Raw genomic sequence first — 16,945 nt, forward strand, 5'->3', positions numbered from 1 at the left:
TCGGTTATGCCTTCTGAAGATGGTAGTAAAGCTTAGGTTTAGCTAAGAAATATCCCCTTTACCTGTACCTGTTTATCAGGTCTTTTCCCGAAAACAGGTCTGAAACTGCCTACAGCTCAAAGCCCAGGGTACACCGTTGCCCAACCAGCGCCGATATGTTCTGGCGCAGTTCCAGGGTAGTTTTTATTTCCTTGAATTCCTGCTCTGAGCGGGCTTTAATCTCTTTGCGCTGCAGGGCCTCCAGAAAGCGGCGCACATCATCTGGGTTTTCCAGCAGCAGGCTTGGCACCTTGGTGGGTTTGTCGTCTTCGCCTTTGGCCACCATGGTGAAATAAGAGGTGTTGGTGTGCTTTACAAAACCAGACTTCACGTTCTCGGCAATGACTTTGATGCCAATCACCAGCGAGGTACGTCCCACGTAGTTCACCGAGGCCATTAAACTCACCAACTCGCCTACTTCCACGGGCTGCAGGAAATTGACGCCGTCCACGGTCACGGTTACGCAGTAGTTGCCGGCGTGCTTGGCGGCACAGGCGTAGGCCACCTTGTCCATGAGCGAGAGCAGAATACCCCCGTGTATCTTCCCCCCAAAGTTGGCATAACTGGGGATCATCAACTCAGTGAGGGTAGTGCGGGAGTAGGAAACTGGTCTATAGAAATCAGGTTCTTCAAGAGGCTTTTGCATGGCCGTTTTTACGCTGTTTTCCTAAAAGTAAGGCAAAAAGAGCAAAACTTCCTGCTCTCAGTGAGCCCAAGAAAGGCAATGGAACTTCACAGGGTTGGGTGCTACTTGATATGTAAAGGAAGTTTTTTACTGCTTAGGTTTTTGCCGAAGGTTTCCTGAAACATCAACTCCAGGTTTCATTACTGAAGAGCAGTAACAGCATTGCGAAGAGAAGGTGTAATGAAACTAAACTGATGAGAGTACTTCTGAAGCGTGGTGTCCCTTGGTTAAAATCAACTAAAAGCCCGTAGGCGGGGTACTGAAGTAGGCCTAAACTAATAATAATGAATTCAGGAGCAGGGCTCATAAATACCATTGGCATAGAAGCCCAGGGAAATAAAAGAAAGGCAGGGCCATACCAGCCATGACCACCTCCCGCCAGAAAAACCACAGTAATCAGCAGGATTGGGGTAAGTAGAGACAAAATAAGTGTCCACTTAAGGGTTGAAAGCATTGATCAGAGTTGCTGGTATTGATGTTAGGAAGAGAGCTCCTACAGGAACACCACGTCATCAATCACCTTCTCGCCCATCTGGGTGTTGATGAGGGTTACTACTTTGGTTTTGGCCATGTTAAGTTCGTGCTTGAGCGGGGCCGAGGTGAGGCGCACAAACAGTTTGCGGTTGCGCACAAACACTTCCTGGGTTTTAAGGGAAATGGCTTTGCCCATGATTTTCTCCCAGGAGCTTACCAACTGCACCTCGCTCAGTTTCCCGTTCAGCTTATACGCTTTCAGCATGGCGTCAATGCTGTCTTTCAAGGTAATGGTATCGGCTTTGCGCATAAACGGACTGGTTGGGTTAAGCGGACGCAGGGACATAGTGGAGTGGTTTTTTGGTTGTGCTATGGCGCTAAATTACTCCATTTCTACACGCCTAGCAGGGGTTAGGGCAGATGAATTTACCAACTCAGTTATCCCCAGAACAAAGGAGTTTTTCCCCTTCTGTTTTTGCCATATTGTGCATAAAACATCGCGAAAACTGCTTTTTTACGGCCTTCTTGGAAAACTCTGTGTTGGTACTGTTCATTGTTCTGCCAGCCCCTTGTGTATAAGTAAAAGTAGCTAAAAGGTTGGGTTACTCCAGAAAGACTTCTCACAATTTGGTAGCATCAGCATCATCTCCGCTGGCGCGAGCCTCCGGCTCGTGTCCGCACGTATTTCCGGAAAAATATAATCCCTCTGTTTTGTCCTCCTGAAAGGATCTTGTGAGCGAGCAGTAATAGCGTTTCTCCAAGGCTTGTCTAGCTCGCCCACAAGATCTTTCCAAGATGACAAACAGGAGGGGAATTCCTTTAGAAAGGACCAAAATACCGAAGCAGGAAACAAAGATTTTCTGAATACGTGCGGACACGAGCCGGAGGCTCGCGCCAGCGACAAAGTTGAAACTAGAAGCAGAATCTAAATTCTACCAACTAGAACTCCTCATCATCAATGGTGACCGCCGTTCCTGCGGCAATCCTGAATCTTCGGATATTCTCGGAGAGTGGCCTAAGAATGGCGTCGGTGCGTTCCAGGTGCGTGTCGGTGAGGAAGATCTGCCCGAAGGTGTTGTTGGCTACCAGTTGCATGAGCTGCTGGATGCGTTTCTGGTCCAGGCGGTCAAAGATATCGTCCAGGAGCAGGAGCGGTTTTTGGCCGTTTTTCTGGGAAAGTACCTCAAACTGGGCCAATTTGAGGGCAATCACGTAGCTTTTCTGCTGCCCCTGGGAGCCGTAGTTCTTCACGCTTCGTTGGTCCATTAGAAACACAAAGTCATCTTTGTGCGGGCCCACGGTGGTGCGTTGCAGCATCAGATCTTTGCGCTGGCTCTGGTCCAATAGATACGCATAGTTCTGCTGAATCAGTTGGCTCTGGTAACTTAACGTGACTAGCTCAGAGGAATCTGACAGATGCCGGTAGTGGCGCTGGAACACCGGCTCAAAGGTCTCCAGGAACGCGGCTCTTCTAATGCTTAGCTCGGTGCCCAGCGGCATCAGCTGCTCGTCCAGAATCTGCAGGTACTCTTTGTCCACGTAGTTTCTTTCGTAAAACTGCTTCAATAAAGAGTTGCGCTGCTTTAGCACATAGGTGTATTGGATGAGCAGCTCCAGGTAAGAGTGGTCTAGCTGGGCCATGAGGCTGTCAAAGAACTTGCGGCGTTCCTCGCTGCCTTCCCTGATCAGGTCGGTATCATACGGCGAGATCAGAACCACCGGAAACTTGCCCACGTGCTCACTCACCCGCTCATAAGGGGTTTTATTGATGGTGATAATCTTTTTCTGTCCGGTTTTTAAATAACACTGAACAGCGCTAACTTTTTCGTCTGTTTTAAATCGGCCCCGTACAATAAAGTAGTCTTCGCCCTCTTTGATGTTTTGTTGATCTGAGGCGGTGAAGGCGCTTTTGGTGAGCGAGAGATAGTAAATAGCGTCCAGCAGATTGGTTTTGCCGCTGCCGTTATCGCCAATGAAACAGTTGATGTGGGTAGAAAAAGGCAAGGTGGCCTCCTCGTAGTTCTTGAAGTGCAGGACATGTAGATTTTCGAGGAGCATGAACTTGTTTTCAGATTTTTACTTAATTTCGCATGATAGAATATCTTACAGAACCATCTTTACGCTAATTCTAACAAGAAAAGGCGTTTTGGGACGTTCTGAAACTTTGACTTAACCCTTACGAACAAAACATACAGTATGGCGGAGACAAAAGCAGCGAAGACGAAAGATGCGAACAAGGCAAAGGTAAACGCTGCCCCAGCATTTTCAAAAGAGACCTACTTGCGCTGGTATGAGATGATGCAGCTCATGCGCAAATTTGAGGAGAAAGCCGGTCAGTTGTATGGCCAGCAGAAAATCAAAGGTTTCTGTCACTTGTACATTGGACAAGAAGCATGTGCGGCCGGTGCCATCACCGCGCTCACCAAAGACGATAAATGGATCACCGCGTACCGTGACCACGCACACCCACTTGGGTTAGGAACTTCTCCAAACGCCGTAATGGCCGAGCTGTTCGCGAAAGCCACCGGTTGCTCCAAAGGCAAAGGCGGTTCCATGCACATCTTTGACAAAGAAGTAAACTTTGTGGGTGGCCACGGGATTGTAGGCGGTCAGGTGCCATTGGGCGCTGGTCTGGCCTTCGCCGAGAAATACAACAAAACCGGCAACCTGTGCATCACTTACATGGGCGACGGTGCCGTTAGACAAGGTGCCCTGCACGAGGCCTTCAACATGGCCATGCTGTGGAAACTGCCCGTGATCTTCGTGATTGAGAACAACGGCTACGCCATGGGTACTTCGGTACAGCGTACCTCTAACGTAACCGAGCTCTACAAACTTGGTTTGTCTTATGACATGCCTTCTGAGCCCGTGAACGCCATGCGTTGCGAAGACGTGCACGAAGCCGTAGCCCGCGCCGCTGAGCGTGCCCGCGCCGGTGAAGGCCCAACCCTGTTGGAGTTCCGTACTTACCGCTACAAAGGTCACTCTATGTCTGACCCCGCTAAGTACCGCACCAAAGAAGAGTTGGAGAGCTACCGTAACCAGGACCCAATTGAGAGCGTGCGTTTCACCATCCTGGAGAACAACTACGCCACTGAGCAGGAACTGGAAGAGATTGACAACAAGATCAAGGCCCAGGTGCAGGAGTCTGTGGAGTTCGCCGAGAAGTCTCCGTACCCAGCCCCAGAAGAACTGTACACCGATATCTATGTAGAGAAGGACTATCCGTACGTGATGGTCTAAAAAACCGCGTTTGCGGGAACCAGAGCTAAGATTTTGGGGTTCAGCGGACAAGGCTTTTTAACAGAGTAGCATCTAATCATTTTTTATACTTACTGATGTCTAATAACACAATGAAGCGAGAGAGCGAATTCGAGCTAGTGGAGAATCCAGATGCGCTGGCCGAACGCCTTGTGCAATCAGAGGAATTTGTGGTGCGCCATAAAAACTTGCTGATAGGTTTGTTTGTGGCCATTGCGGCCGCAGTAGTGGGCGGTTTCCTGTACTACCAGAACCAGCAAACTAAAAACCAGGAAGCATTGGCCGCTATGTTCCAGGCTGAGTATTATTTTGAAGCAGACTCTCTGAACAAAGCATTGAACGGTGATGGCCAGAACGATGGTTTCAAAGCCGTAGCCGATGAATACAGTGGTACAAAGGCTGGTAACCTGGCCAACTTCTATGCCGGTGTGGCTTCTCTGAAGCAAGGCAAATACCAGGAGGCCCTGAACTACCTGGAAGAATTCAAGTCTGATGACCTCTTGCTGCAAGCCCGTGTGTACAGCCTGCAAGGCGATGCAAACTTAGAGTTAGGCAAGAAAGCAGAGGCTGCGGAACTGTACAAAAAAGCAGCTGAGCACAAAGCCAATGATTTCTTCTCACCACAGTACCTGATGAAAGCTGCCGTGGCCTATGAGTCTGCGAACCAGTTCTCAGAAGCCATTGAGGTATACGACCGTATCATCAACGACTACCCGCTGAGCCCAGAAGTAAACGACGCCAAGAAATACAAGGCTCGGGCCGAAGGTTTAACCAAGAAATAATCTCTCGCTTGAGATACTTAATTACGGAGCGGCTGCTGAAATAAAATTCGGCAGCCGCTCCGTTTTTTTATGCATTTTTGCGTACAACCGTTTCCGGGCTCTTTCCAGTAAAACAAGCTGAAAACATAGCCCAGACCACATTTCCCTTAATCAGTTAAAAGCAATGGCAAGCGCCTTAAAGAACCTTAGCGAATACAACTCTGATCGCCTACCTGATATCTCCGGCAAAAAGTTTGGCTTAGTAGTAGCAGAATGGAATAAAGCCATTACCGATGCCCTGTGCAAAGGAGCCTATGAAACCCTGCTGCAGCACGGGGCCAAACCAGAGAACATTGTCCGTAACACAGTGCCCGGTAGTTTTGAGTTGACTCTGGGATCGCAGTACCTGGCACAAAGCAATGAAATAGACGCGGTGATTGCCTTAGGCGTAGTGATCAAAGGCGAAACCAAACATGACGATTACATCTGCCATGCCGTAGCACAAGGATTAACCCAGGTAGGTCTCAAATTTAATAAGCCGGTAATCTTTGGCCTAGTGACCACCAACGACGAGCAGCAAGCCTGGGACAGAGCCGGTGGCAAGCACGGTAACAAAGGCGTAGAAGCAGCAGCTACCGCCATCCAGATGCTGAACTGGGTGCAGTAGAATCTTTTATATACAACAAAATAGGAAAGGCAGCCACGTGAATGGCTGCCTTTCCTGTTTTGAACGCTTAACTATGTAATTAGAACTTAAGACCTAAGCTGATACCAGCTCGGCCAATAAAGCCACTAAGGCCGGCAGATTGGATATCATCCTCATCGCCGCTTTCTACTTTCACGGAGCCGGTAGTGTATTCAGGGCCCAGGAAAATATCAAAGGAAACTCTGTCTTTGAAGATCCATTGCCTTCCGGCAACTAATCCGCCACCAAAATTGGTCATGCTGCCTTTGTAACTGCCCTCTGAAAAGAAATCCTCGTCACTCTCAACGGTGAAGCGCATAAAGGAGAGGAATGGCGCTACGTAGAACCCATTTGGGGCTGGTGTGTCTGATAGATAGAACCGGTATTCAGGTGTTACACCAAAGCCAGAAAGTTCATCGTATTTGGTGAAGAACACACCTAACTGGACCGCTTTGGAGTCATCAAGTACGCGCTCATAATAGAAAGAGCCAGTAGAAACCAGAGGCGCCAGTAGATTTAACTTTACTAAGTTGTTCTGGGCTTGCACAGGTTTACTCAGGAATGCGAAGCAGCCGAGCAGGGCAATGAAGAAGAGCTTTTTCATGAAAGGAAGGGTTTATGGTTTAGTGTTGGAAAGACAGCAGACGCCAGTTTTACCCCTATGTGCCAGTTCCAGGAAATGGCATAATATTGATGAAACCTAATCAGAATAAAAGTAAGTAGCTGTTAGTCAGTAGCTAGCATTTTCTTGAAAAAGGGAGCTGAAAAAGTATTCGCTACTGGCTAAAGAGGGGGAATGGAAGATACATTTTTTCCCGTCGATGTGCCAGTTTTCTTACTCAATTCCGAAAAAAGAAAGCATCATCAAAAAAGCCGTTTTAAGCCGGCTTTTTGCAAATCAGGCCTAAAACGGCTTTCAGATAAGTTTAGAATTAAATAGTAGTAATACTTCTGTTAAAAGGCAATCCCGAGGGACAACCCGCCTCTGGGGCTGAATCCGCCAAAGGTACCAAGGTCAAAATTGTTTTCGCCGCCTCCGCCTTTCACGGTTGCCGCGTTGAATCCCGGGCCGGCAAAAAGGTCTACCACAAAGTGTTTCCCCACTATCAATTGGTATCCTAACAAGGCCCCGCCTCCAAAAGAGGTGAGCGTTCCTGTGGCTTGGGTGTCTTCGCGGGTAAGGTCAAAGTCCTGGTAGCGGAGGTAACCGGCACCATATAAGCCAGAAGGAGCATTGCCAGAGAAGAAGTACCGCAGTTCGGGGGTTACGCCAATACCGTCAAACCGGGTGTCTTTCACTTTAATACCAGTGTTGAAGAAACCCACCTGGGCACTCAGGTTAGGGGAGAAGGCATATTCGCCAAAGAAAGAGCCCGTTTTTACTATGGGGCTCAGGATATTTGCCTTCAAGGTTATCTGCTGAGCCTGCAAAGCCTGCGGCAGAAACATACCTAAACAAAGGGCAAGAATAGAAAAGAGCTTCTTCATGAGTTGAAAGTTTAATGCAGAAGCACTTATTCAGAAATGATGCCAACTTAGGTAAGCCGCTTAGCCGAAGAGAGTTTTGAAAATTTTTAAGCTAAGGAATTGTAAAATTCACCTACCATTTTGATACTCTGTTTAGTTTTACCAAATAATAGCTGTATTTTTGCGCAAAAAATAAGCAGCCGGGTCATTGTAAAATCGGCAGATAGTATAAATTCACCGTAATTCAGTACTAGACGTAGATATAGCAGTTGCTTAACCGGCAATGAAATCTTACATACTAACAAACTATCGCACAACCGTTTCGAACCAAAAAAGCCATGAGTGAAGAAAAACAACGGTATTCCCAAGAGGAGTTGAACGAATTTCAGGAAATTATCATTGAGAAACTGAACAACGCCCGCAAAGAGGTTGCCTTTATCAAGGAGACCCTTAGCCGCCGTAACGATTCCGGTACTGATAATACTGCTTCAACTTCTAAAGTACTGGAAGATGGAGCAGATACTGCCGAGAAGGAGAGCTTGAACCAGCTAGCTTCCCGTCAGTTGAAATTTATTCAGCAGCTGGAGAATGCACTCATCCGCATTAAAAACGGAAGCTACGGCGTGTGCATTAAAACGGGCAAGTTGATCCCAAAGGAGCGGTTAAAGGCCGTGCCGCATACGCAGCACACCATTGAGGCTAAAATGAGCCGCAACGACTAATTAAACCGAATACAATTTGAACCTGCTACTGAATCATCTTCAGGCGCTGATATTCTGCGCCACCTCGCCGGTGTCTATTGAAGACCTGCAGAAATGCCTTTCTGAGGCATTGGTCACCGAGGTGAGCGTAAGTGATGTATTGGAGGGAATTGAGCAGCTGAATGCTCAATTCTCTACCGATGCGTTCGCGTTTCAGATTTACGCCATTGGCGGTGGGTACCAGTTCCTGACCAAACCCGCTTACCAGGACTCGGTGAGCATTTTATTGAAGCATAAGTCCAAGAAGAAGCTGTCGGCCTCAGCTTTGGAGACGTTGGCCATTATCGCGTACAAACAACCCATTACCCGCTCACAGGTAGAGCAAATAAGAGGCGTAAGCTGTGACTACGCCATCCAGCGTCTGCTGGAGAAAGGCTTGCTGGAGATCAAAGGCAAAGCCAACACCATTGGCCGTCCCGTTTTGTTTGGCACCAGCCAGAAATTTATGGACTACTTCGGCCTGAACCACCTGAAAGACCTTCCGCAACTCAGAGATTTGGCTCCGGAAGAGAACACGAACACCATCGGCGAATCTGCCGCCCTTTAAGTTACATCACATCTTTTATACAGTAGCGATACTGCAATTTTTCACAACAACATGGCTAGAAACGAAGATACGCCTCAAGAAGGCAACAACCGCCCCCGTGGTAATTCATGGGCGCAGGGCAAGAAAGTATTTGGCAGAGGCACCCGCTTTGACCGTCCGGAAGGCGGCGACAGAGAAGGGGGCTTCCGCAACCGAGAAAGAAATTCAGAAAATTCAGACAGACCTTACGGAAACCGCGACCGCGCTGAAAGACCGCGCCGCGATGACCGTGATGGCGATATAAACACCAACCGCGAAAACCGCGAACGTGCCCCCAGAAGAGAAAGCGACCGCAGAGGCGGCGATTTCCGTCCGGCCCGGGGCTTTGAACGCCCAGACCGCGGCAACAATGACCGTCCTGACTTCCGCCCACGCGGAGAGAATGACCGCCGTGCTTCCAGAGAAGGCGGGTTCAACCGGGGCGAAGGCAGAGGCAACCGCAACGGAGGCTTTTCTCAGGATAACTGGGAAAGCGGCACCAACGCAAACCGTGGCGGAGAAAGAGGCGAGCGTCGTTCCTTCGGGAACCGCGAGGATCGTGGTGCTTCCAGAGGAGGTGACCGTCCGTCTTATGGCGCTGCCAGAGAAGATAGAGGCGGAGATCGCCGCGAAGGCGGGTTCCGTAAGCCAGGTTTCTCCTCTGACCGCAATGACCGTGGTTTTAACCGCAGCGAAGACAGAAGAGAAAGAAGCGGCGATAGAGAAGACCGCGGATTTACCCGTGGTGGCGATCGCCGCGAAGACAGAGGCTTCAACCGGGCCAACGACCGCGAGAACCGCGCTCCACGTGAAAACAACTCGTTTTCTGGAAATGAGGGCGAAAACAACTTTGAGCGCCCGGCCCGCAGAGAAGGCGAAAGAAGCTTTGACCGTGCTCCACGTGAAAACCGCGGCCCCGGAGAGCGCTCTTCTTTCCAAAGACGTGACAGCAAGTTTGACCGTGGTAGCCGCCCAGAGCGCAATGACCGTGCAGACAGAGGAGCCAGAGGCAATAAAGAAGGCCGTTTCGGGCGTACCGACGAAGAAACCCAGGAAGCACCTTCTTACAACCTTAAGCGCTACGAAGAACGCAGAAAGCGCAAGAGCCCAGACCAGGGCAATGAAGATCTTCGCCTGAACCGCTACATCGCTAACGCGGGTATCTGTTCACGCCGCGAGGCCGACGAACTGATTGCCGCCGGTGAGATCAAGGTGAACGGACAAGTGGTAACCGAGATGGGCTACAAAGTAGGCCCTACCGATACCGTTCAATACGGCCGCAAGATCCTGAACCGCGAGAAAACGGTGTATGTGCTGCTGAACAAGCCGAAGGATTTCCTTACCACCACAGAAGACCCGGAAGGTCGCAAAACCGTGATGGAGCTGGTGAAAAATGCCTCTAAAGAGCGTTTGTTCCCGGTAGGCCGTCTGGACAGAAACACCACCGGTTTGCTGCTGTTCACCAATGACGGCGAGCTGGCGCAGAAACTGACGCACCCTTCCAACAAGGTTTCTAAAATCTACCAGGTAGAGCTTGATAAGCCTATCACACAGGAGCACGTGAAGCAGATTCAGGAAGGTCTGGAGCTGGAAGACGGCCGCGCCGATGTAGATGACATCGCGCTGCTAGGCGAAAGCAACAAGTTCCTGGGTATTGAGATCCACATTGGCAGAAACCGCATCGTGCGCCGCATCTTTGAACACTTAGGGTACGAAGTAGTTGCGCTGGACCGGGTGCAGTATGCCGGCTTAACCAAAAAAGACCTGCCCAGAGGTAACTGGCGCTATCTGACAGAAAAAGAAGTAGTGCGCCTGAAATACTTTATGTAATCTGTCGTTCATAGAATGCTGAATCTGGCGATAGACAGGGGCAATTCCCGCATCAAAGCCGGTCTCTTCAGAGACGGGCTTTTGGTGCAACAGTACATTTGCGCAGATTTCTCAGAATTAGGCGAGAAACTGGCGGGAACGTCCCTGGAAAACGCCATCATGTCATCGGTGAGCCAGGAACCGGCAGAGTTGGTGCAGCACATTCCGGTATCGGGGAAGCATGTTCTGTTTAACTCGCAGACGCCGGTGCCGGTGCACAACAACTACGGAACACCCCATACCTTGGGGGTAGACCGGTTAGCTGCCGCAGTTGGGGCGCAGTACCTGTTCAAAGACCGGAACTGCCTCATCATAGACGCGGGTACCTGTATTACCTATGACCTGCTGGAGGCAAACGGAACGTTTCAGGGAGGCAGTATCTCGCCGGGCGTTACCATGCGTTACCAGGCAGTGCATACGTTTACCGGAAAGCTGCCCCTGGTAGAAGGATATGAACTGCCGCCTATGCCGGGTAAAACCACTGCTGAGGCTATCCAGAGCGGGATTCTGTACGGGGCCGTGGCAGAGGCAGAAGGCATGATTCAACATTATGAGCGTCAATACAAACCATTGACCATCATAATGTGCGGCGGTGACGCCCCGTTTTTTGAAAGTACAGTAAAAGCACGCATCTTTGTCATTCCCGAATTGGTTTTAATCGGGTTAAACCGAATACTTGAGTATAATGTATAAGCCTTTCCGCGCTCTGTTATTGATTTCTGGTTTAGTGATTGGATCTCAGCAACTACAGGCGCAACAGCTCTCCAACTCTCCTTATTCCCGCTTTGGCGTAGGTGACCTGGTACATGGTACCGGTTCCATCCGTAACGCCGGTATGGGACAGGCCGGAGTAGCCAGCGCGAACGGTGCGCTCATCAATGATATGAACCCGGCGTTGCTGTACTACAACAACCTGGTAACGTTTGAAGCCGCCGTTGCTTCTGAGCTGAAACGGTTGTCAGACAAAAATACCTCTCAGGTAGATGGTACTGCTAACCTGGGATATATCTCATTGGCTATTCCGCTCTCCCGCCGCTGGACAACTGCCATTGGTTTGAAGCCATACAGCCGGGTTAACTACAGCACCATTCTGAGCACACCGGTCCCCGGAGCAGAAAACACGGTTACTGCTTTTACCCAGTACACCGGTACAGGCGGCTTAAATGAAGTTTACTTCGCCCACGGAATTAGAATAGCCAACGGCTTAACCGGGGGCATTTCTGGTTCCTACCTGTTCGGGACCATTGACCGCCAGGCCTCTACTATTTTGGTAGATACCCAAGACGAGACCAGCGCTTTGCAGAAAACCTTGATCCACACCACTACCAGGTACAATGGGTTGATGTTCAAAGGCGGGCTGCATTACCGCAAAAAGCTGTCAGACAAAGCAAACCTGGGCGTAGGAGCCAGCTATACAGCCAAAGCGAACATCAGCACAGACCGGCAGGTAGCCCAGGAACGTCGCTTCCTGGATGAATCGCTTATCTCCAGCCTGGTGTCAGACAGCTTGGAAGGATATACCACACTTCCGCAGATGCTACAGGTGGGTTTAACCTATGACAACAACAAGAACTGGTCTGTAGTGGCAGATTACTCCATGACCAAAGGTTCTGATTTCAGAGGATTCTCCCTGGAGAAAGAAGGAGGACGTCAGGAACTGGGCGATGGCTATAGAGTAGGAGCAGGAACAGAGTTCACTCCAGATGCAGGTTCTGTAAGTTCCTACTTTAAGCGGGTAACGTATCGTTTCGGGGGGTATTACGGCAATTCTCAAATCAATGCTTTGGCATCAGGTAGCAGCGCCGTAACCGGACATGACTTGCAGGATGTAGGTCTTACGCTGGGCTTTACCCTTCCTCTGGGAAGAGGCGTTCGTCCACCAGACTATACCCAGTCTTTGCTGAGCACCAGCTTTACGGTTGGGCAGTTAGAGGGCAAAGATTCTGGCCTGAAAGAGCAATACTTCCGGGTAAACGTAGGCATCACCTTCAATAACCGTTGGTTCATCAAACGTAGATTTGACTAAGTCACCGGCTTTCTTTAGAAAAGACTCACACTAAGCAGATACCAGGTTCAAAAATCCTTCGCTGATTTTTGGGTCTGGTATCTGAAGCGTTTAAAGGAATGAGTAATCTACTTCACATTCTGCTTAAAAGGTTTTCCGTAGCAAAGCTTCCCTTCTGCTTTGCCTTGTTGCTGGGTGCTTTTAGCTGGAGTTGCCAGCAGGCCGATGAGAACATCAAGCCCATAGAATACAACGGGCCAATCTCAGAAACCTACAACCAGGTAACCATCTACAGTGATTCTGCCATGATGAAACTGAAGCTTAGCGCCCCGGTTGAGCAACAGTTGCAGAACGGAGACGTGGTGTACCCAAAAGGCATGTACATTACCTTCTATGAAAACGGAGCACCAACTACCATCATTACGGCCAAATACGGGAGATACGAGAAAGCCAAAGAGCAATACTTTGCCCGCAATGATGTGGTGGTTAAGAACATTGTGAAGAACGAGCAGCTCAACACCGAGGAGCTCTTCTGGGAACGCCAGAAACAAACCATTTTTACTGATAAATTTGTCCGGATCACGAGTGTAGACGAGGTAGTAACCGGTGTGGGGCTCACCGCCAAGCAAGATTTCTCAGACTATACTCTGAAACAGTTCTCCGGATCTTTTGTGTTGAAACAATGAATTTAAAGCAAACCATCTACATGGCCCTAGCCGTGGCCTTCCTGGTCATTGGCGTGCACCAGTCTATTGTAGCCGGAGTGATGGAAAGTTATTGGATATTCATGCTATCTGTTATCTTTCTAATGCTTTTCCGTATGAACAGGGCAAAGCCTTGATCTTATCCTTCTTGTCATGGACCTGGTCTCCTTATACATAGTCGCTGCGGCAGGACTTCTGTTGCTTGCGCTTTTTAGCGTGGCAGAGATAGCCATGCGGCATATTGGGCGGTCCTACATCCGGCTAAAAGCCGAAGAGAATCAGCAGTCACTAACCAGTTTCCTGCTGCGCCGCGAAAGACAGACTCTTCTTACCATTCACCTGGGCCTGACCCTTAGTTTGCTGTTGTTGGGGTTGGGCGTGTTTGGCATTCTGCTGTTCTATCTGCAGCAGTACCTCATGAGCGAAGTAGCCGTTATTTTGGCAGGAGCAGGAGCTATTCTGGGAGCCTGGGTCCTGTACGTAGTGATAGGCACTATTGGGAACCTAGCGGCGCCGGTACGTTTGCTGAACGGAGTAGCCGCGCCGGTGGCCTTTTTCTTTGTGCTGTTTTATCCGGTCACTTTTCTGATCAACTCTGTTTTTGGCCTGTTTTCTGAAAAAGACGACGAAGCCGAGACTGAGTTAGTCGCCAATTCGCTTGCTTTCCAGCCTTTTGCCGTGAAGCTGCACTCCCCCGAAGAAATGGTGCTAACGCCCACCAACGAGGTAGACAGCAAAATATTCCACAATGCCTTGGAGTTCAAAAATGTGAAGCTCCGCGAATGCATGGTGCCCCGCACAGAGATTGACGCCATAGAATTGGAAGACGGAGTAGAGGCATTGCGGGAGGCTTTTATAGAAACGGGGCATTCCAAAATCCTCATCTACCAGGATTCTTTGGACCACATCTTAGGCTATTGCCATCAATTCTCATTGTTTAGAAACCCTTCTACCATTGAGGAGATCCTCACGCCCATGGAGGCGGTGCCGGGCAGCATGCTGGCGCATGAACTCTTCGTGAAATTCATTACGGAGCACCGCAGTATTGCCATAGTACTGGATGAGTTTGGCGGAACCTCGGGCTTGGTGACCCTGGAAGACCTCATGGAAGAAATCCTGGGGGACATCAACGATGAGTACGACGAGGAAGACCTGCTGGAGCAAGCCCTGCCTGAACCCGGTTCTTACCTGTTCAGTGCCCGCCAGGAAGTAGACTACCTCAATGAGAAATACAACTTGGGCCTGCCCGAGGGCGATTATGAAACTTTAGGCGGTTTTATCTTGTCTGTATTGGAAGAAATACCTACGGCAGGAGACGTTGTGGTAGTACCGCCCTTTGAGATCAGAATCCTATCCATGGACGACCATCGCATAAACACGGTACATCTTTCTGTGCGGTCTGCCCAAATTGAAGAATAACCTGCTCTATAGATACTTATATTTTGATTTTATCACTTATTGCAATTATTTTGCATAACGCTTAAAATACGTCAAAAACTTAGATGGCATTAATTAACAAGATTCGGGAGAAGTCAGGCTTCGCCATTGGCGCCATAGCTATTGGCTTGCTCATTTTCATTGTGTTGGGAGACCTGTTGGGACCAAATTCCCGGCTGTTCGGAAACAAAATGGTAGTAGGGGAAGTGGCAGGACATGAAGTGTCTGTGCAGGAGTTTGAGGCCATGTTTGAGGAGGCCAGAAACAATTATGCCAACCAGTACGGCCGCCAGCCTTCTGAACCTGAGATGGCTTCTCTGCGCGAGCAGACCTGGAACCAGTTAGTGTTCAAGTATGCCTTTGAAGAAGAATTTGAGAAAGTAGGCGTGGGCGTTTCTGAGGAAGAGCAGGTAGACATGGTACAAGGCCGTAACGTGCACCCAGCCCTGAAGCAGATGTTCACTGACCCACAAACCGGTCAATTCAACCTGGAGCAGGTAAAGCAAACGCTGCGCAACCTGGGCAGCATGCCTCCAGAGCAACAAGCCGCCTGGCGTAAATATGAGCAGGATCTGGCTACAGACCGTATGCGTAACAAGTACTACAACCTGTTCACGCTTTCAAACTACGTAACCACAGAAGAAGCTAAGCGCTTCAACACAGAGCAAAACACCCGTGCTAGCCTGAAATACTTGTTTGTACCGTACTTCAGCATCGCTGACTCTACCATCAAGGTAACCGATGATCAGTTGAGCGAGTACCTGAACAAGAACAAAAAGAAATTTGAAGTGGAAGAAGGCCGTTCAATCACCTACGTGACTGTTCCGGTAACTGCTTCCAGAGAAGACAGCGCTGAGTACAGCAGAGAGACTTCTGAGCTGGCGGCCCGTTTCGCGGCAACTGACAATGATTCTCTGTTTGTGAAAGCTGAGTCTGATACTCCGTTCAACAGCGCTTACTTGCCAGCTAACGAGCTGCCAGAAGAACTGAAAACACAGACTCTGGAGAAAGGCAAACTGTATGGTCCATTCAACCAGAACGGCGCATTTAGCCTGTACAAAGTAATGGACGTGAAAGAAGGTGGTAAAGCTTCTGTACGCGCCAGCCACATCCTTATCAAACCAGAGAACACCACGCCAGAGGCCAAAGCTGCTGCCAAAGCCAAAGCACAAGACATCTTAAACCAGATCAAAGGTGGTGCTAACTTCGCGCAGTTGGCTGCTCAGCATGGTACCGATGGAACTGCCTCTGTAGGTGGTGACCTGGGCTGGTTCACAGAAGGCCGCATGGTTCCTTCGTTTGAGAAAGCAGTGTTTGGCGCGAAAGGCCCTGGCTTGTTGCCAAACCTGGTAGAGACAGACTACGGCTACCACGTTGTGAAAATCACTGAGCCTAAGACAACCAGAACATACCAGATCGCGCAAGTAACCCGTGCCATAACCCCAAGCGATAACTCCCGTGAGTACGCGTTCAGCCGTGCCGGAGCTATTGCCGCTAACAGCTCAGACCTGGAGTCATTCAACAAAGCTGTATCTAGTGAAAAAGGTTTGGCTAAGGCTGAAGCCAAGAACATCGCTGCTTCTGACCGTGGCGTGAACAACCTGCAAAACGCCCGTGAACTGGTACGTTGGGCCTTCTCTGAAGAAACCAAAGTAGGTGAAGTTTCTCCGGTGATGACTATGGATGACCAATACGTGGTAGCGGTTCTGACCGGCAAGCGTGAGAAAGGTACTGCCAAAATTGAGGATGTACGCGAAGAGCTTACTGCCGCTGTTAGAAATGAATTGAAAGCGAAAAAGATCAAAGAGAAGTTAGGTTCTGCCTCTGGTTCTTTAGAGCAGATTGCTGCTAAATACGGTCCAGATGCTATCGTTCGTCCTGCCACAGATGTAACCTTAGGTGCTGCTAACGCGCCAGGCTTAGGCTACGAGCCAGTGGCTATTGGCAGAGCGTTCGGCCTGAAGGCAGGTCAGCGTACTGCTCCGGTAGACGGTGAAGGCGGAGTTGTGGTTGTAGAGTTAACCAGCTTAACGCCTGCCACCCCAGTAGCTGACATCACATCTATGAGACAGCAAGTACAAGCTCAGCGTGCCGGTCGTGTACAAGGCGCCCTTTACGAGGCCGTACGCAAAAACGCGAAGATTGAAGACAACCGCGTTAGATTCTTCTAATCAGGTTTCTTTCAGAATAGAACAAGAGCCGCGCCACCCAGCGCGGCTCTTTTGTTTTCGG

The 16,945-nt window shown here is 49.6% G+C and carries 18 protein-coding genes; 12 read left to right on the forward strand and 6 right to left on the reverse strand.

Translation table 11 applies throughout. From position 1 onward, the window contains the following. Positions 1 to 109: 109 nt before the first annotated feature. The 4 genes from JT719_RS12815 to recF all read right to left on the reverse strand — a co-directional run bounded on the left by JT719_RS12815 (position 110) and on the right by recF (position 3,256). Entirely contained in the window at positions 110 to 685 is a 576-nt protein-coding gene (locus JT719_RS12815) for an acyl-CoA thioesterase (RefSeq protein WP_207433731.1), read from the reverse strand. Between the two features lie 163 nt (positions 686 to 848). Next, the gene (locus JT719_RS12820) at positions 849 to 1,178 is read right to left on the reverse strand and encodes a hypothetical protein (protein ID WP_207433732.1); all 330 of its coding nucleotides are present in this window, start codon (positions 1,176 to 1,178) and stop codon (positions 849 to 851) included. Positions 1,179 to 1,217: 39 nt separating this feature from the next. Next, entirely contained in the window at positions 1,218 to 1,544 is a 327-nt protein-coding gene (locus JT719_RS12825) for a DciA family protein (RefSeq protein WP_242693237.1), read from the reverse strand. Between the two features lie 593 nt (positions 1,545 to 2,137). Beyond that, on the reverse strand, positions 2,138 to 3,256 hold the full coding sequence (recF, locus tag JT719_RS12830; RefSeq protein WP_207433733.1) for a DNA replication/repair protein RecF: 1,119 nt from the start codon (positions 3,254 to 3,256) through the stop codon (positions 2,138 to 2,140). 138 nt (positions 3,257 to 3,394) lie between these two features. On the opposite strand from recF, the gene pdhA reads away from it, so the two are divergent. From pdhA to ribH, 3 genes are all read left to right on the forward strand, one after another. Further along, positions 3,395 to 4,441, forward strand: coding sequence for a pyruvate dehydrogenase (acetyl-transferring) E1 component subunit alpha (gene pdhA / locus JT719_RS12835; protein WP_207433734.1), 1,047 nt, complete (start codon positions 3,395 to 3,397; stop codon positions 4,439 to 4,441). Positions 4,442 to 4,551: 110 nt separating this feature from the next. Then, a complete protein-coding gene (locus tag JT719_RS12840) occupies positions 4,552 to 5,241 on the forward strand; it encodes a tetratricopeptide repeat protein (RefSeq protein ID WP_242693238.1) in 690 nt (229 codons plus the stop codon). 163 nt (positions 5,242 to 5,404) lie between these two features. Beyond that, positions 5,405 to 5,887, forward strand: coding sequence for a 6,7-dimethyl-8-ribityllumazine synthase (gene ribH, locus JT719_RS12845; RefSeq protein WP_207433736.1), 483 nt, complete (start codon positions 5,405 to 5,407; stop codon positions 5,885 to 5,887). Between the two features lie 79 nt (positions 5,888 to 5,966). Here ribH and JT719_RS12850 read toward each other — a convergent pair whose 3' ends face one another. Together JT719_RS12850 and JT719_RS12855 are read right to left on the reverse strand one after the other, a co-directional pair. Further along, positions 5,967 to 6,509, reverse strand: coding sequence for a DUF3575 domain-containing protein (locus JT719_RS12850; RefSeq protein WP_207433737.1), 543 nt, complete (start codon positions 6,507 to 6,509; stop codon positions 5,967 to 5,969). A gap of 350 nt (positions 6,510 to 6,859) precedes the next feature. After that, positions 6,860 to 7,393 (reverse strand): DUF3575 domain-containing protein, encoded by a 534-nt coding sequence (locus JT719_RS12855; protein ID WP_207433738.1) that lies wholly within the window; start codon positions 7,391 to 7,393, stop codon positions 6,860 to 6,862. A 317-nt stretch (positions 7,394 to 7,710) separates the two neighbouring features. Here JT719_RS12855 and JT719_RS12860 point away from each other — a divergent pair, with 317 nt between their 5' ends. From JT719_RS12860 to JT719_RS12900, 9 genes are all read left to right on the forward strand, one after another. Beyond that, positions 7,711 to 8,094, forward strand: coding sequence for a TraR/DksA family transcriptional regulator (locus tag JT719_RS12860; protein ID WP_205504279.1), 384 nt, complete (start codon positions 7,711 to 7,713; stop codon positions 8,092 to 8,094). Between the two features lie 16 nt (positions 8,095 to 8,110). Beyond that, positions 8,111 to 8,680 (forward strand): SMC-Scp complex subunit ScpB, encoded by a 570-nt coding sequence (gene scpB / locus JT719_RS12865; RefSeq protein ID WP_207433739.1) that lies wholly within the window; start codon positions 8,111 to 8,113, stop codon positions 8,678 to 8,680. A gap of 51 nt (positions 8,681 to 8,731) precedes the next feature. After that, a complete protein-coding gene (locus JT719_RS12870) occupies positions 8,732 to 10,528 on the forward strand; it encodes a pseudouridine synthase (protein ID WP_207433740.1) in 1,797 nt (598 codons plus the stop codon). A gap of 15 nt (positions 10,529 to 10,543) precedes the next feature. Then, a complete protein-coding gene (locus JT719_RS12875; protein WP_207433741.1) occupies positions 10,544 to 11,260 on the forward strand; it encodes a type III pantothenate kinase in 717 nt (238 codons plus the stop codon). Beyond that, positions 11,253 to 12,593 (forward strand): BamG family beta-barrel-assembly machinery protein, encoded by a 1,341-nt coding sequence (gene bamG, locus JT719_RS12880; protein WP_207433742.1) that lies wholly within the window; start codon positions 11,253 to 11,255, stop codon positions 12,591 to 12,593. Before JT719_RS12875 ends, bamG begins: the two co-directional genes overlap by 8 nt. A 98-nt stretch (positions 12,594 to 12,691) precedes the next feature. After that, positions 12,692 to 13,258 carry an LPS export ABC transporter periplasmic protein LptC gene (gene lptC / locus JT719_RS12885; protein WP_207433743.1) on the forward strand — a complete coding sequence of 189 codons (567 nt, stop codon included), beginning with the start codon at positions 12,692 to 12,694 and terminating at the stop codon, positions 13,256 to 13,258. Further along, positions 13,255 to 13,413, forward strand: a complete 159-nt coding sequence (locus JT719_RS12890) for a hypothetical protein (protein WP_207433744.1) — start codon at positions 13,255 to 13,257, stop codon at positions 13,411 to 13,413. Before lptC ends, JT719_RS12890 begins: the two co-directional genes overlap by 4 nt. A 16-nt stretch (positions 13,414 to 13,429) precedes the next feature. Then, on the forward strand, positions 13,430 to 14,695 hold the full coding sequence (locus JT719_RS12895; protein WP_278251866.1) for a hemolysin family protein: 1,266 nt from the start codon (positions 13,430 to 13,432) through the stop codon (positions 14,693 to 14,695). Positions 14,696 to 14,778: 83 nt separating this feature from the next. Further along, positions 14,779 to 16,884: a peptidylprolyl isomerase gene (locus JT719_RS12900; protein ID WP_207433746.1), complete on the forward strand. Its 2,106-nt coding sequence runs from the start codon at positions 14,779 to 14,781 to the stop codon at positions 16,882 to 16,884. Positions 16,885 to 16,945 lie beyond the last annotated feature (61 nt).

Source organism: Sabulibacter ruber (assembly GCF_017355955.1).
Taxonomy (GTDB): domain Bacteria; phylum Bacteroidota; class Bacteroidia; order Cytophagales; family Hymenobacteraceae; genus Nibribacter; species Nibribacter ruber_A.

Coding starts and splice junctions, on each gene's coding strand:
- JT719_RS12815 (WP_207433731.1), bottom strand. CDS start 685: ATGCAAAAGCCTCTTGAAGAACCTGATTTCTATAGACCAGTTTCCTAC.
- JT719_RS12820 (WP_207433732.1), bottom strand. CDS start 1,178: ATGCTTTCAACCCTTAAGTGGACACTTATTTTGTCTCTACTTACCCCA.
- JT719_RS12825 (WP_242693237.1), bottom strand. CDS start 1,544: ATGTCCCTGCGTCCGCTTAACCCAACCAGTCCGTTTATGCGCAAAGCC.
- recF (WP_207433733.1), bottom strand. CDS start 3,256: ATGCTCCTCGAAAATCTACATGTCCTGCACTTCAAGAACTACGAGGAG.
- pdhA (WP_207433734.1), top strand. CDS start 3,395: ATGGCGGAGACAAAAGCAGCGAAGACGAAAGATGCGAACAAGGCAAAG.
- JT719_RS12840 (WP_242693238.1), top strand. CDS start 4,552: ATGAAGCGAGAGAGCGAATTCGAGCTAGTGGAGAATCCAGATGCGCTG.
- ribH (WP_207433736.1), top strand. CDS start 5,405: ATGGCAAGCGCCTTAAAGAACCTTAGCGAATACAACTCTGATCGCCTA.
- JT719_RS12850 (WP_207433737.1), bottom strand. CDS start 6,509: ATGAAAAAGCTCTTCTTCATTGCCCTGCTCGGCTGCTTCGCATTCCTG.
- JT719_RS12855 (WP_207433738.1), bottom strand. CDS start 7,393: ATGAAGAAGCTCTTTTCTATTCTTGCCCTTTGTTTAGGTATGTTTCTG.
- JT719_RS12860 (WP_205504279.1), top strand. CDS start 7,711: ATGAGTGAAGAAAAACAACGGTATTCCCAAGAGGAGTTGAACGAATTT.
- JT719_RS12870 (WP_207433740.1), top strand. CDS start 8,732: ATGGCTAGAAACGAAGATACGCCTCAAGAAGGCAACAACCGCCCCCGT.
- JT719_RS12875 (WP_207433741.1), top strand. CDS start 10,544: ATGCTGAATCTGGCGATAGACAGGGGCAATTCCCGCATCAAAGCCGGT.
- bamG (WP_207433742.1), top strand. CDS start 11,253: ATGTATAAGCCTTTCCGCGCTCTGTTATTGATTTCTGGTTTAGTGATT.
- lptC (WP_207433743.1), top strand. CDS start 12,692: ATGAGTAATCTACTTCACATTCTGCTTAAAAGGTTTTCCGTAGCAAAG.
- JT719_RS12890 (WP_207433744.1), top strand. CDS start 13,255: ATGAATTTAAAGCAAACCATCTACATGGCCCTAGCCGTGGCCTTCCTG.
- JT719_RS12895 (WP_278251866.1), top strand. CDS start 13,430: ATGGACCTGGTCTCCTTATACATAGTCGCTGCGGCAGGACTTCTGTTG.
- JT719_RS12900 (WP_207433746.1), top strand. CDS start 14,779: ATGGCATTAATTAACAAGATTCGGGAGAAGTCAGGCTTCGCCATTGGC.